10 protein-coding genes are annotated in these 14,520 nt (G+C 53.1%); 3 read left to right on the top strand and 7 right to left on the bottom strand.

The genetic code is table 11. The features are described 5' to 3' along the window. Window positions 1–20 precede the first annotated feature (20 nt). From V1572_RS10265 to V1572_RS10235, 7 genes are all read right to left on the bottom strand, one after another. Entirely contained in the window at window positions 21–2,285 is a 2,265-nt protein-coding gene (locus V1572_RS10265) for a ComEC family protein (protein WP_395299932.1), read from the bottom strand. Window positions 2,286–2,499: 214 nt separating this feature from the next. Continuing rightward, complete coding sequence (ihfB, locus tag V1572_RS10260) at window positions 2,500–2,787, bottom strand: integration host factor subunit beta (RefSeq protein ID WP_008499965.1); 288 nt, start codon at window positions 2,785–2,787, stop codon at window positions 2,500–2,502. Between the two features lie 170 nt (window positions 2,788–2,957). Then, on the bottom strand, window positions 2,958–4,631 hold the full coding sequence (rpsA, locus tag V1572_RS10255) for a 30S ribosomal protein S1 (protein WP_008499966.1): 1,674 nt from the start codon (window positions 4,629–4,631) through the stop codon (window positions 2,958–2,960). 111 nt (window positions 4,632–4,742) lie between these two features. Then, the gene (gene cmk / locus V1572_RS10250; protein ID WP_024907794.1) at window positions 4,743–5,426 is read right to left on the bottom strand and encodes a (d)CMP kinase; all 684 of its coding nucleotides are present in this window, start codon (window positions 5,424–5,426) and stop codon (window positions 4,743–4,745) included. Between the two features lie 184 nt (window positions 5,427–5,610). Further along, on the bottom strand, window positions 5,611–6,894 hold the full coding sequence (aroA, locus tag V1572_RS10245; protein ID WP_045908387.1) for a 3-phosphoshikimate 1-carboxyvinyltransferase: 1,284 nt from the start codon (window positions 6,892–6,894) through the stop codon (window positions 5,611–5,613). Between the two features lie 69 nt (window positions 6,895–6,963). Next, complete coding sequence (serC, locus tag V1572_RS10240; protein ID WP_045908388.1) at window positions 6,964–8,052, bottom strand: 3-phosphoserine/phosphohydroxythreonine transaminase; 1,089 nt, start codon at window positions 8,050–8,052, stop codon at window positions 6,964–6,966. Between the two features lie 162 nt (window positions 8,053–8,214). Next, window positions 8,215–8,907, bottom strand: a complete 693-nt coding sequence (locus tag V1572_RS10235; RefSeq protein WP_045908389.1) for a DUF421 domain-containing protein — start codon at window positions 8,905–8,907, stop codon at window positions 8,215–8,217. A 127-nt stretch (window positions 8,908–9,034) separates the two neighbouring features. On the opposite strand from V1572_RS10235, the gene ycaO reads away from it, so the two are divergent. The 3 genes from ycaO (at window position 9,035) to pflB (ending at window position 14,393) form a co-directional block, all read left to right on the top strand. Next, a complete protein-coding gene (ycaO, locus tag V1572_RS10230; protein WP_045417297.1) occupies window positions 9,035–10,795 on the top strand; it encodes a 30S ribosomal protein S12 methylthiotransferase accessory factor YcaO in 1,761 nt (586 codons plus the stop codon). A 406-nt stretch (window positions 10,796–11,201) separates the two neighbouring features. Next, on the top strand, window positions 11,202–12,059 hold the full coding sequence (focA, locus tag V1572_RS10225; protein WP_008499974.1) for a formate transporter FocA: 858 nt from the start codon (window positions 11,202–11,204) through the stop codon (window positions 12,057–12,059). Between the two features lie 51 nt (window positions 12,060–12,110). Beyond that, window positions 12,111–14,393: a formate C-acetyltransferase gene (gene pflB / locus V1572_RS10220; protein WP_023310992.1), complete on the top strand. Its 2,283-nt coding sequence runs from the start codon at window positions 12,111–12,113 to the stop codon at window positions 14,391–14,393. Window positions 14,394–14,520: the final 127 nt, after the last annotated feature.

Genomic DNA, 14,520 nt, shown 5'->3' with positions numbered 1-14,520 from the left:
TGTTGAAATAGCCGCATATTCTACCCGTTATCGACGGGCGCGCCAAACCACTGATGATACCAACGTGGTAAAATTTGCTCTCGCAAGCGCCGGATTTGCCAGTGATGTTGCGAGAATGTCACCGATATTTGTCCTGAATGAGGGGTATCGTGCCAGATATACCCCTCTTTTCGATAGCGTCGGACAACTTTTGCTGACGGGAAATGCCATGCGTTATAGCGGGCCGCGGAATCCAGGGCAATCTGTCCTCCCACCCGCTGTACCAGCGGCAATGAAGACGAGGTATTGCTGCCATGATGGGGCACCTGTATCAGCGTGGACGTCATATAACGCCAGTAATGGCTAAGCATAGCCTGTTCCGCTTGCGCTTCAATATCTCCTGTTAACAGAACACTTTGCTCCCCGTCGTCCACCTTTACCACGCAGGAACGGTTATTCCCCTGGGCCGGGTAATTTTCAGGGGGCCAGTGGACGGTGAAGGTTAACCCCTGCCATTCCCATTTCTGCCCACGAAAACAGGGATGGTGTCCCGTCCTGCGCAACGGGCTTCTTATCCATATATCCGGCCATGCTTTTTGCAACGAAATGAGGCCTCCTGCATGGTCGAGGTGTTCATGACTGAGAATCACCCCGTCTGGCCGCAGGTGATGCCAGCGAAGCCAGGGAATAATTAACCGCTGCGCGCTGTCTCCGTCCGGCCAGGCGAGCCCGGTATCATAAAGAATGGCTTTTCCCTGCCTTTCAATGACCATGGCCAGCCCCTGCCCCACATCCAGCATATGCAGCGTCCAGCTCTCGCTTTTTGCCTCTCGCCAGAGAGGAAACGTCAGTAAGACGCTGCCTGCAAGACAAACGGCAGGAACAGTTTTCCAGGCACGAAAACGCCAGGCAATGATGATCAACCACGGCAGTAATGCCATAGTTTGCCAGCGTTGATCGACATTCTGCCAGCCATCAGGCAGGCGCATCAGTAGCCAGAAGAGTCCCGCAAGCGACTTATCGGCAGCAAACCAGATGGCACTTTCAACCGCTGCCAGCGGTAGCAGATGGAGCAGCATACCGAGCAGGATCAGCGGGACGGAGACAAACGTTACCAGGGGCACGGCAAAGAGATTCGCGACCAGGGATGAGAGGCTGAAGCCATGGAAAATCAGAACCTGTAACGGCATGAGCAGAAGCAACATGCCGACCTGCAGATAAATCAGGTTCACTAGCGGCTGTATACGTCTTGCCCACTGCCAGTCAGGAAGCGGCAGCCACTGAAACCAAAAAATCAGCGCGGCGACGGCAAAGGCTGACAAAGCCAGACTCTGCGAAAGTACGGCTAACGGATCGTTTAACAGTATCGCCGCGATACAGCACCCCCATACCTGCCAGGGCGACCATTGACGGCCAGCGATCCGCAACATGGCAAGCACAGCAAGTGCGATGACCGTCCGCAGCGCAGGCGGTTGCAGGCCGGTAAGCCAGGCGTAGAAAGCAGCAAAGATTAACCCGGCAAGGAGAGGCATTTGCCAGTGGACCCGATGGCTGGGTAATAAAAACTGGAGTCCACGTGCAAGTAACCAGACGAGAGAGGCTGCCAGTGCGATATGCAGACCCGAAATCGCCATCAAATGCAGCGTGCCGGTTTCCCGCATCAGATCTTTTATTTCCCGCGGTACATCCAGGCGTTCCCCCATCCCAAGGCCCAGGATAACCGCTCCCCATGGATAAGCAGAAAGTCGGTTTTCCAGCGACAGCAGATATTGCGCTCGCAGGCTGCAGCGCCCGTCGACGAGTTCCGCACGGGTGAAGCGCCCGCTCAACGTTTGATGTCGGGCAAAAGCGCTGCGCTGAGCATCATAACCGCCGTCGTTCAGTTCGCCGTGTGCAGGCCTGAGCCTGAGCGTCATGGTCCAGCGCTGACCGGCACAGGCTTTCTGCGGCAGATAATTGCCATACAGCGTTACGCCGGTGGAGGCCCACCAGCGCTTGCCATCGACGCTGCGAATGTTTCCCTGATGCAAAGTGGCGCCGTCGGTCGCGGTGAGCTCTACCTCAGCCTGCACGGCCCCCGTTGTTAAATGCTGCATCGGCCAGACGCTCTCTTGCGCGGCCAGAATGCCCCACGCACAAAATAACAGCGTGATACCAGCATACTTCACTCGACGGTTTTGCCATGCAGCAAGCACTATCCCGCCAGCCACCATGACCCACACGGCGTAAGGTGACGGCAATTCAGGTAACCAGAGTAACGGAACTATCGCCAGCATGGCGCAGACACTAAGCGCGGGAATTCCCATTGCTACCTCCCTGTTTCAGGGTGGCAGTATGCAAGCAGGTTGAGCGGGTCGTCAGGTGTGAAGGATGCGATTTACAGCAAGCGCAGCAAGGTATTTTACGGGTTGCAGAAAACGAAACGGAAAATGCGGGGCACCTTCAGAAAGAAAGCGACGGGTACAAAAAAAGCACCCGCAGGTGCTTTCTTTCGAACCCAGTTTAACCGGCTGGCTAAACTCAGTTGCCGTAAATATTGGCGCGATCGCGCAGTTCTTTACCCGGCTTAAAGTGTGGAACGTACTTACCTTCCAGCTCGACTTTATCGCCAGTTTTCGGGTTACGCCCGGTACGTGGAGCACGATAGTGCAGAGAAAAACTACCGAAACCGCGGATTTCAATGCGCTCGCCCTGGGCAAGAGTGGAGGCCATATGCTCCAGCATCTCTTTTACGGCATCTTCCACTGCTTTGGCAGGGATATGCGGTTGCTGACTGGCAAGTCTTTCAATCAATTCTGACTTGGTCATGATTCCTCCGGTTCCTTTCAAACCAATTAGCTGAACAGCTCATTAAACAAGGGCGGCCGTAGCCGCCCTTTGTTATTGATTACAGGACGAATCCTGTAATCTGTCAAGTTTGCTCCTCATCCTTCACGCTGTAAATGCATTACAGCGCACATGATGCTGAGAACCTGATATTACTCGCCTTTAGCTGCTTTGAAAGCTTCAGCCATTGCGTTGTTAGAGAAGTTTGCATCTTCCTGTTTGTTAACAGTTGCGATTGCATCTTTCTCATCAGCTTCGTCTTTAGCACGAACAGACAGGCTGATTGCACGGTTCTTACGGTCAACACCGGTGAACTTAGCTTCAACGTCGTCGCCTACGTTCAGAACCAGAGTGGCATCTTCAACGCGGTCACGGGAAGCTTCAGAAGCGCGCAGGTAACCTTCAACGCCGTCAGCCAGTTCTACGGTTGCGCCTTTAGCGTCAACTGCAGTCACTTTACCGTTTACGATTGCGCCTTTCTTGTTCAGTGCAACCCAGTTGTTGAACGGATCTTCTGCGAGCTGTTTAACGCCCAGGGAGATACGCTCACGCTCTGCGTCAACCTGCAGAACAACTGCAGCGATTTCGTCGCCTTTTTTGTATTCACGAACTGCTTCTTCGCCTGCAACGTTCCAGGAGATGTCAGACAGGTGAACCAAGCCATCGATGCCGCCGTCCAGGCCGATGAAGATACCGAAGTCAGTGATAGACTTGATTTTACCTTCAACACGGTCACCCTTGTTGTGGGTTTCCGCGAACTGCTGCCATGGGTTGTTTTTGCACTGCTTCAGGCCCAGGGAGATACGACGACGTTCTTCGTCGATATCCAGAACCATCACTTCCACTACATCACCAACGTTAACAACTTTGGATGGGTGGATGTTTTTGTTGGTCCAGTCCATTTCGGAAACGTGCACCAGACCTTCAACGCCTTCTTCGATTTCAACGAAGCAGCCGTAGTCAGTCAGGTTGGTTACGCGACCAGTCAGTTTAGTACCTTCTGGGTAACGCTTAGCGATAGCTACCCATGGATCTTCGCCCAGCTGTTTCAGGCCGAGGGATACACGAGTACGCTCGCGGTCGAACTTCAGCACTTTAACAGTGATTTCGTCGCCCACGTTCACGATTTCGCTTGGGTGCTTAACGCGTTTCCACGCCATGTCGGTGATGTGCAGCAGGCCATCAACGCCGCCCAGGTCAACGAATGCGCCGTAGTCAGTGAGGTTCTTAACGATACCTTTGACTTCCATGCCTTCCTGCAGGTTTTCCAGCAGCTGATCGCGTTCTGCGCTGTTTTCGGATTCGATAACGGCACGACGGGAAACAACAACGTTGTTACGCTTCTGGTCCAGCTTGATTACTTTGAACTCAAGCTCTTTACCTTCCAGGTGCAGGGTGTCACGAACTGGACGAACGTCTACCAGAGAACCTGGCAGGAACGCACGAATACCATTCAGCTCAACAGTGAAGCCACCTTTAACTTTGCCGTTGATAACACCGACCACAGTTTCAGCTTCTTCGTAAGCTTTTTCCAGCGTGATCCATGCTTCGTGACGTTTCGCTTTCTCACGAGAAAGCAGGGTTTCACCGAAGCCGTCTTCTACTGCGTCCAGAGCAACGTCAACTTCGTCGCCAACCTGGATTTCCAGCTCGCCCTGGGCGTTTTTGAACTGCTCTGCCGGAATGGCGGACTCAGATTTCAGACCGGCGTCAACCAGTACTACGTCTTTGTCGATAGCAACAACAACACCGCGAACGATGGAACCCGGGCGGGTTTCGATTTCTTTTAAGGATTCTTCAAACAGTTGAGCAAAAGATTCAGTCATGTTTAATCTTCAGGTTAATATTAACGTCCACCTGGCTCCGTGCCGGATGGGGTTGTTTCACATACCCGCCGTCAATCCCTTGCAGCGGGGGTACTGCTAAATCGGTCGCGATTACGCGAGTGCCAGTTTTTGGCGCGCATATTGTAGCGCTTTTTCAATCACTTGCTCAATAGTTAAACTGGTTGAATCCAGAACTAATGCATCTTCTGCTGGAACAAGTGGGGCGACGGCGCGGTTACGATCGCGGTCATCGCGCTCTTTTATCTCGGATAAAAGGCGATCAAAGTTAACACTAAACCCCTTTTCCTGCAACTGAAGCATGCGGCGTTGAGCACGTTCTTCCGAAGAGGCGTCAAGGAAAATTTTCACAGGTGCATCAGGGAATACCACGGTTCCCATATCGCGTCCGTCTGCGATCAAGCCCGGTGCTTCACGAAACGCGCGCTGACGACGTAACAATGCCTCACGAACGCGCGGGAAGGCTGCTACCTGGGAGGCCGCATTCGCCACTTCCTGAGTACGAATTTCCCCGCTCACGTCTTCCCCTTCAAGGATGACTTCCAGGTTGCCATCGGTCGACACGAAACGCACATCAAGATGTGCAGCCAGCGGAACCAGCGCTTCTTCAGACGCCACGTCCACATGATGATGCAGCGCAGCCAGAGCCAGCACGCGATAGATTGCTCCCGAATCTAAAAGATGCCATTGCAATGCTTCCGCCATCGCTTTGCACAGAGTCCCTTTCCCTGCGCCACTCGGCCCATCAATGGTGATTACCGGGGCAATTGCCGTCATCTTTTTCTCCTTAAATAAGGCATACCGTTTACATGAACGCCGCGCATTATACGCGTCAACGTGCGCAACTGTTACCTTTGCGTGCAAATTACGGATTGATTGAAGCAGAGTGTAGAAGAAATGAACGGATGTGTTCGTCAGGAAGCGTAAGGAAATGCCGCATCGGGTGATGCGGCAGGCGTTATCAGGCCAGCGTGCTAATGCGTGCCAGCTGTTCGAAGTAGTCCGGGAACGTTTTCGCCGTACATTTTGGATCAAGAATGGTGACAGGCGTGTCTGACAACGCCACCAGCGAGAAGCACATCGCCATACGGTGATCGTTGTAGGTTCCGATCTCGGCAACCTGCAGTTTTGCAGGAGGCGTGACGCGAATGTAGTCTTCGCCCTCTTCCACCTCAGCGCCGACCTTACGCAGCTCAGTCGCCATCGCGAACAGTCGGTCGGTTTCTTTTACGCGCCAGTTGTAGATATTACGCAGCGTGGTGGTGCCTTTTGCAAACAGCGCCGCTGTGGCAATGGTCATCGCCGCATCCGGAATATGGTTCATGTCCATGTCGATGGCCTTCAGCTCGCCGCGGGTACAGGAGATGAAGTCATCGCCCCAGGTCACAACCGCGCCCATTTTCTCCAGCACGTCCGCAAAACGGATATCGCCCTGCACGCTGTTGCGGCCAATACCAGTCACCTTCACGGTACCGCCTTTGATGGCGCCCGCCGCCAGGAAGTAAGAAGCCGACGAGGCGTCGCCTTCAACAAGATAGCTGCCCGGCGACTGGTACTGCTGCGCCCCACGTACTACGAAGCGCTGATAAGACTGGTTTTCCACCTCGACGCCGAAGGTTTTCATCAGGTGCAGCGTGATATCGATATACGGTTTGGAGACCAGCTCGCCTTTAATCGTAATTACCGTATCCTGCGGTGCCAGCGGCGCGGTCATCAGCAGCGCGGTCAGGAACTGGCTGGAAACGCTGCCGTCAACCTCGACGTGACCGCCGGTAAAGCCCCCGCGCAGACGCAGTGGCGGATAATTTTCCTGCTCCAGATACTCAATCTGCGCGCCGCCCTGACGCAGGGCATCCACCAGATGACCAATCGGACGCTCTTTCATGCGCGGCTCACCGGTCAGCACAATGTTGTTGCGCCCAAGACACAGAGCCGCCGCCAGCGGACGCATCGCGGTACCCGCGTTGCCCAGAAACAGCTCAAGCTCTTCACCCGTCTGCAGCGCGCCGCCGTTGCCGGTCACTTCGCAGCGGGTGCGATCGTCGGAGAGAGTGTAATGAACGCCCAACGCTTTCAGCGCATTGAGCATATGGCGCACGTCATCGCTGTCCAGCAGGTTTGTAAGGACGGTGGTGCCGTTTGCCAGTGCTGCCAGCAGCAGAGCGCGGTTCGAGACACTTTTTGAACCAGGCAGATTAATGGTGCCATCTACCCGCGCGATAGGTTGTAACGTCAGGGATTCCATGAAAACTTAACTCTCAACTCAACATAATAAAAACCCCGCAGCAGGGCTACGGGGGTGAAAACAGCGCAATTAACCGTGGCGACGTTCGAAGTCGATCATGAAATCGGTCAGAGCTTTAACGCCTTCCAGCGGCATCGCGTTATAGATGGAGGCACGCATGCCGCCCACGACACGGTGACCTTTGAGCGCGTGCAAGCCTGCCGCGAAGGACTCTTCCAGGAACACTTTATCCAGGTTGCTGTCCGCCAGCTGGAACGGCACGTTCATGCGGGAACGGTTAGCTTTCGCCACATCGTTGCGGTAGAAATCGCTCTTGTCGATCACGCCATACAGCAGTTCGGCTTTCTGCTGATTCACTTTGTCCATCTGCGCCACGCCGCCGTTTTGCTTCAGCCATTTGAAGACCAGGCCGGAGAGGTACCAGGCAAACGTCGGTGGGGTGTTGAACATAGAATCGTTGTCGTTCAGCACGGTGTAATCAAGAATCGACGGGCAGGATGTATGCGCTTTACCCAGCAGATCTTCACGCACGATAACAATCGTCAGGCCTGCAGGGCCGATATTTTTCTGTGCGCCCGCGTAGATCACGCCATAACGGCTGACGTCAATTGGCGCAGACAGAATGGTGGAGGAGAAGTCAGCGGCAACCACGACATCGCTGCCGAAGTTTGGCGTCTCGTCGATGGCAATGCCGTCAATGGTTTCGTTCGGGCAGTAGTGCAGATACGCGGCGTTATCAGAAAGCTGCCACTCGCTCATTGGCTTCACGGCGCGCAGGCCGTCAACAGTCACTTTGGCGTCGATCACATTCGGCGTGCAGTATTTGTGCGCTTCTTTCACCGCACTGGCCGCCCAGTAGCCTGCGTCAACGTAGTCTGCCGTCGTTTTATCGCCCAGGATGTTCAGCGGTACGCCCGCAAACTGGCCGCGCCCGCCGCCGTGACAGAACAATACTTTGTAGTTCGAGGGAATATTCAGCAGATCGCGAAAATCCTTTTCTGCCTCTTCCGCCACCTGAATAAACTCTTTACCCCGGTGGCTGATTTCCATCACCGACGTTCCCAGACCGTTCCAGTCACAAAGTTCCTGTTGAGCCTGTTTAAGCACGTCTGCCGGTAACATTGCCGGACCTGAACTGAAATTAAAGACTTGAGCCATTTCCCCTCACCACGCTAAAAGCCATAAGTTATAACTGTGGATATCGGTTTTATCATTCAGTGACACGCGCCGCAATGTCTAAAACTTATGACCCGTGAAATGTGCCCCACGTCACACAAAACAATCTGCCGCCTCGCCAGGACAAAACCGACAAAATGGCTGTCAGGTGATGCGTTTAGCCCGGCTAACCTTCGTCCATTCCGGATTTGCACAGCGGGGGCATAATTGACGATCCCCCGGCTGCATCGCGACGACATGGCTACATCTCACGCAGGCGTACTCGCCTGACTCAGGTACGGTTCTGAAACGCTCGATCAGCATATCCGGCAGGATGCACAGTCCCGGCCTCACCTCATCGTCAGAATAGTAATAGACGCTAATCTGCCCGTTGGTTTCCATGATCGCCAGACGCACCTGCCCGAGCTGTTCCACGCTGTTGAGGCGTAGCTCCATAAAGAACTCAAACTCGGTCATATTGGCGCTCTGAACGTTTTCCCAGGCCAACTGACCGTCCTCGACGATAACGACCGGCTTCCCTTCAAGCAGATCTTCCAGCTTTTCACTTTTCGACATCAGCCACATGACAAGCCGGTAAAGCAGCGCCAGGGAGACAAAAACGATGAAGACCGGCACCATCGGCACATCATCATAGAAGGCGACATCCCCCGCCGCGGAACCCAGCGTCAGGATAATCAATACTTCAAAGAGCGACATCTGCCTTACGCCACGGCGGCCCGTAATTTTGAGAAACAGGAACACGAGGACGAAGGTATACAGGCTGCGAAGCGCGACTTCGCCTAAAAACTCTGGAGGGACTTTATCAAACGCCATCCGCTGGAGATCAAACGCTTTCATTTTTCTATGCCTTAACAGTAGGTTACTGACTGTAAGCATAGCTCAGGCATTTATTTTCGCCGAAGATAGCACCCGTCACGCAAAACCCGTATCATTGCGCGCTTTACGTACGATAAAAGTGAACGCCATGACTCAAACGTTTATCCCCGGCAAAGACGCCGCTCTGGAAGATTCCATCGCTCGCTTCCAGCAGAAACTGACCGACCTGGGTTTTAACATCGAAGAAGCCTCCTGGCTCAATCCGGTGCCTCATGTCTGGTCCGTGCATATTCGCGATAAAGACTGTGCCCTGTGCTTTACCAACGGTAAAGGCGCGACGAAAAAAGCGGCACTGGCCTCCGCGCTGGGTGAGTATTTTGAGCGTCTGTCCACCAACTATTTCTTCGCTGACTTCTGGCTGGGCGAAACCATCGCCAACGGCCCGTTCGTTCACTATCCGAACGAAAAATGGTTCCCACTGACGGAAGACGACGAACTGCCGGAAGGTATTCTCGACGCGCGTCTGCGTGCTTTCTACGATCCGGAAAACGAACTGACCGCCAGCATGCTGATCGATCTGCAGTCCGGAAACGACGATCGCGGTATTTGCGCCCTGCCCTTTACCCGTCAGTCTGACGAGCAGACCGTCTATATCCCGATGAACATCGTCGGCAACCTGTATGTGTCTAACGGCATGTCCGCCGGTAACACCCGCAATGAAGCGCGCGTGCAGGGTCTGTCTGAAGTCTTCGAGCGTCACATCAAAAACCGCATTATTGCCGAATCCATCAGCCTGCCTGAAATTCCGGCAGACGTGCTGGCGCGCTACCCGGGCGTGGTGGAATCCATCGCCAAACTGGAAGCAGAAGGTTTCCCAATCTTCGCGTATGACGGCTCGCTGGGCGGCAAGTATCCGGTGATCTGCGTCGTGCTGTTTAACCCGACCAACGGTACCTGCTTCGCCTCCTTCGGCGCGCACCCGGACTTCGGCGTGGCGCTGGAGCGTACCGTCACTGAGCTGCTGCAGGGCCGTAGCCTGAAAGATCTCGACGTGTTTACGCCGCCAACGTTTGACGATGAAGAAGTGGCCGAGCATACCAACCTCGAAACCCACTTCATCGATTCCAGCGGCTTAATTTCCTGGGATATGTTCAAGCAGGACGCGGACTATCCGTTCGTGGACTGGAGCTTCGCCGGTACCACGGAAGAAGAGTTCGCCACGCTGATGGCGATCTTCAACGCGGAAGACCAGGAAGTGTACATTGCCGATTACGAGCACCTGGGCGTTTACGCGTGCCGCATCATCGTGCCTGGCATGTCTGATATCTATCCAGCGGAAGACCTGTGGCTGGCAAACAACAGCATGGGCGCCCATCTGCGCGAAACGCTGCTGGCTCTGCCGGGCAGTGAATGGGAGAAAGAAGATTACCTGAACCTGATCGCCCAACTGGACGAAGAAGGCCACGATGACTTCACCCGCGTACGCGAACTCCTGGGTCTGGCGACCGGTAAAGATAACGGCTGGTATACCCTGCGTATCGGTGAACTGAAAGCAATGCTGGCTCTGGCGGGTGGCGATCTGGATCAGGCCCTGGCCTGGACCGAGTGGACCATGGAGTTCAACCAGTCGGTCTTCTCTGCCGAGCGCACCAATTATTACCGTTGCCTGCAAACCCTGCTGCTGCTTGCACAGGAAGAGGATCGCGAACCGCTGCAATACCTGAATGCTTTCGTGCGTATGTACGGGGCTGAGGCCGTTGAAGCAGCCAGCGCGGCCCTGAGCGGCGAAGCGCCGTTCTATGGCCTGCAGGCTGTTGATAGCGATCTGAAAGCCTTCCCGGCGCATCAGTCACTGCTGAAGGCCTACGAAAAGCTGCAGAAAGCAAAAGCTGCTTACTGGTCAAAATAAGCGCATATAACATTACCAGCAGTAGGCGTATTCAATCGTCTGGGCTATATTACGGGGCAATTTCATTGCCCCGTTTTTTATTTTCTTCGGCAATGATTGTTGATTGTAATAATAAAGTTAAACACGGGTAAATATAATAATATTGATCTGGGCTTTACTGTTACTTTTTATGGTTAATACTCCATATTAATTAACTGATAAAGAGGTGGCCGAACGAAAAAATTCAACTCTTTTCATAACTTTTAAAATTTATTTTTATACGGATAATCAAATACTTACTCCGCATTTGCTGTAAATCCATACACACTGCGGGCCTATAAGCCAGGCGAGATATGATCTATATCAATTTCTCTTCTATAATGCTTTGTTAGTATCTCGTCGCCGACTTAATAAAGAGAGAGTTAGTGTGAAAGCTGACAACCCTTTTGATCTTTTACTCCCTGCTGCGATGGCCAAAGTTGCCGAAGAAGCAGGTGTCTATAAAGCAACGAAACACCCGATGAAGACGTTCTATCTGGCGATCACGGCTGGTGTGTTCATCTCTATCGCTTTCGTCTTCTACATCACCGCCACCACCGGTACTGCCGGAATGCCTTTCGGCATGGCCAAACTGATTGGCGGCATTTGTTTCTCACTGGGTCTGATTCTTTGCGTCATTTGCGGCGCCGACCTCTTCACCTCAACGGTGCTGATTGTCGTGGCAAAGGCCAGCGGAAGAATTACCTGGGGTCAGCTGGCACGTAACTGGCTTAATGTTTACGTGGGTAACCTGGTTGGCTGTCTGCTCTTTGTTTTGTTGATGTGGCTTTCTGGCGAGTACATGACCGCCAACGGTGGCTGGGGCCTTAACGTCCTGCAAACCGCCGACCACAAAATGCACCACACATTTATCGAAGCCGTTGCTCTCGGCATCCTCGCTAACCTGATGGTCTGCCTGGCTGTATGGATGAGCTACTCGGGTCGTAGCCTGATGGACAAAGCCTTAATTATGGTTCTGCCGGTTGCGATGTTTGTTGCCAGCGGCTTTGAGCACAGTATCGCGAATATGTTCATGATCCCAATGGGCATTGTTATCCGCGACTTTGCGAGCCCGGAGTTCTGGACCGCAGTTGGTTCATCCCCGGAAAGTTTCTCTCACCTGACTATTATGAATTTCATTACTGATAACCTGATCCCTGTCACTATCGGGAACATTATCGGTGGGGGTCTGTTAGTTGGGTTGACATACTGGGTCATTTACCTGCGTGGCGACGATCATCATTGATGGTTTTCTCAGGCAGTAAATAAAAAATCCACTTAAGAAGGTAGGTGTTACATGTCCGAGCTTAATGAAAAGTTAGCCACAGCCTGGGAAGGTTTTGCGAAAGGTGACTGGCAGAATGAGGTAAACGTACGTGACTTCATTCAGAAAAACTATACCCCGTATGAAGGTGACGAATCCTTCCTGGCTGGCGCAACTGACGCGACCACCAAGCTGTGGGACAGCGTAATGGAAGGCGTTAAACTGGAAAACCGCACTCACGCGCCAGTTGATTTTGACACCTCCGTTGCTTCCACCATCACTTCTCACGATGCTGGCTATATCAACAAAGCCCTTGAGAAAATCGTTGGTCTGCAGACTGAAGCACCACTGAAACGCGCAATCATCCCGTTCGGTGGTATTAAAATGGTTGAAGGTTCCTGCAAAGCGTATAACCGCGAGCTGGACCCAATGCTGAAAAAAATCTTCACCGAATACCGCAAAACCCACAACCAGGGCGTATTCGATGTTTACACCAAAGACATTCTGAACTGCCGTAAATCTGGCGTTCTGACTGGTCTGCCAGATGCGTATGGCCGTGGTCGTATCATCGGTGACTACCGTCGCGTTGCGCTGTACGGTATCGACTTCCTGATGAAAGACAAGTACGCGCAGTTTGTTTCCCTGCAGTCCGATCTGGAAAACGGCGTAAACCTGGAAGCGACTATCCGTCTGCGTGAAGAGATCGCTGAACAGCACCGCGCGCTGGGTCAGATCAAAGAGATGGCGGCTAAATACGGCTGCGATATCTCTGGTCCTGCTACCAACGCTCAGGAAGCTATCCAGTGGACCTACTTCGGCTACCTGGCCGCAGTTAAGTCTCAGAACGGTGCTGCGATGTCCTTCGGTCGCGTATCCACCTTCCTGGATGCTTACATCGAACGTGACCTGAAAGCAGGCAAAATCACCGAGCAAGACGCTCAGGAAATGATTGACCACCTGGTCATGAAACTGCGTATGGTTCGCTTCCTGCGTACGCCTGAATACGATGAGCTGTTCTCCGGTGACCCAATCTGGGCAACTGAATCCATCGGCGGTATGGGCGTTGACGGCCGTACTCTGGTGACCAAAAACAGCTTCCGCTTCCTGAACACCCTGTACACCATGGGTCCTTCTCCGGAGCCGAACATCACCGTTCTGTGGTCTGAAAAACTGCCTCTGAACTTCAAGAAATTCGCCGCTAAAGTGTCCATCGACACCTCTTCTCTGCAGTACGAGAACGATGACCTGATGCGTCCGGACTTCAACAACGACGATTACGCTATCGCTTGCTGCGTAAGCCCAATGGTTGTTGGTAAACAAATGCAGTTCTTCGGTGCGCGTGCAAACCTGGCGAAAACCATGCTGTACGCTATCAACGGCGGCGTTGATGAAAAACTGAAAATGCAGGTTGGTCCTAAGTCTGAGCCGATCAAAGGCGACGTTCTGAACTTCGACGAAGTGATGGACCGCATGGATCACTTCATGGACTGGCTGGCGAAACAGTACGTCACTGCGCTGAACGTTATCCACTACATGCACGACAAGTACAGCTACGAAGCTTCTCTGATGGCGCTGCACGACCGTGACGTTATCCGCACCATGGCGTGTGGTATCGCAGGTCTGTCCGTTGCTGCTGACTCCCTGTCTGCAATCAAATATGCGAAAGTTAAACCAATTCGTGACGAAGACGGTCTGGCTATCGACTTCGAAATCGAAGGCGAATATCCGCAGTTTGGTAACAACGATTCTCGCGTTGATGACATGGCGGTTGACCTGGTAGAACGTTTCATGAAGAAAATTCAGAAACTGACTACCTACCGTAACGCTATCCCGACTCAGTCTGTTCTGACCATCACCTCTAACGTTGTGTATGGTAAGAAAACCGGTAACACCCCAGACGGTCGTCGTGCTGGCGCGCCATTCGGCCCAGGTGCGAACCCAATGCACGGTCGTGACCAGAAAGGTGCGGTTGCCTCTCTGACTTCCGTTGCTAAACTGCCGTTTGCTTACGCGAAAGATGGTATCTCTTACACCTTCTCTATCGTGCCAAACGCGCTGGGTAAAGACGACGAAGTGCGTAAAACTAACCTCGCGGGTCTGATGGATGGTTACTTCCACCACGAAGCGTCCATCGAAGGTGGTCAGCACCTGAACGTGAACGTCATGAACCGTGAAATGCTGCTCGACGCGATGGAACATCCTGAGAAATATCCTCAGCTGACCATCCGCGTATCTGGCTACGCAGTACGTTTTAACTCCCTGACTAAAGAACAGCAGCAGGACGTTATCACCCGTACTTTCACTCAGTCCATGTAAGTGGAATTGACTGAAATCACGCGTTAACAAGCGTACAATAAAGGCTCCACGTCAGTGGGGCCTTTTTAGCACCCTCTCCACCTCAGTCTCTTTTGTCCGCTATCTATACTGAATGGATAACAGCCAA

This window comes from Enterobacter quasiroggenkampii (assembly GCF_043972695.1).
GTDB lineage: Bacteria > Pseudomonadota > Gammaproteobacteria > Enterobacterales > Enterobacteriaceae > Enterobacter > Enterobacter quasiroggenkampii.
Note: the sequence above shows the minus strand (reverse complement) of the source record. Positions and strands in the feature narration are given on the sequence as shown.

Bases quoted from the DNA above. Each gene is read 5' to 3' on its own strand.
- V1572_RS10265 (WP_395299932.1), bottom strand. From the start codon at position 2,285: ATGGGAATTCCCGCGCTTAGTGTCTGCGCCATGCTGGCGATAGTTCCG.
- ihfB (WP_008499965.1), bottom strand. From the start codon at position 2,787: ATGACCAAGTCAGAATTGATTGAAAGACTTGCCAGTCAGCAACCGCAT.
- rpsA (WP_008499966.1), bottom strand. From the start codon at position 4,631: ATGACTGAATCTTTTGCTCAACTGTTTGAAGAATCCTTAAAAGAAATC.
- cmk (WP_024907794.1), bottom strand. From the start codon at position 5,426: ATGACGGCAATTGCCCCGGTAATCACCATTGATGGGCCGAGTGGCGCA.
- aroA (WP_045908387.1), bottom strand. From the start codon at position 6,894: ATGGAATCCCTGACGTTACAACCTATCGCGCGGGTAGATGGCACCATT.
- serC (WP_045908388.1), bottom strand. From the start codon at position 8,052: ATGGCTCAAGTCTTTAATTTCAGTTCAGGTCCGGCAATGTTACCGGCA.
- V1572_RS10235 (WP_045908389.1), bottom strand. From the start codon at position 8,907: ATGAAAGCGTTTGATCTCCAGCGGATGGCGTTTGATAAAGTCCCTCCA.
- ycaO (WP_045417297.1), top strand. From the start codon at position 9,035: ATGACTCAAACGTTTATCCCCGGCAAAGACGCCGCTCTGGAAGATTCC.
- pflB (WP_023310992.1), top strand. From the start codon at position 12,111: ATGTCCGAGCTTAATGAAAAGTTAGCCACAGCCTGGGAAGGTTTTGCG.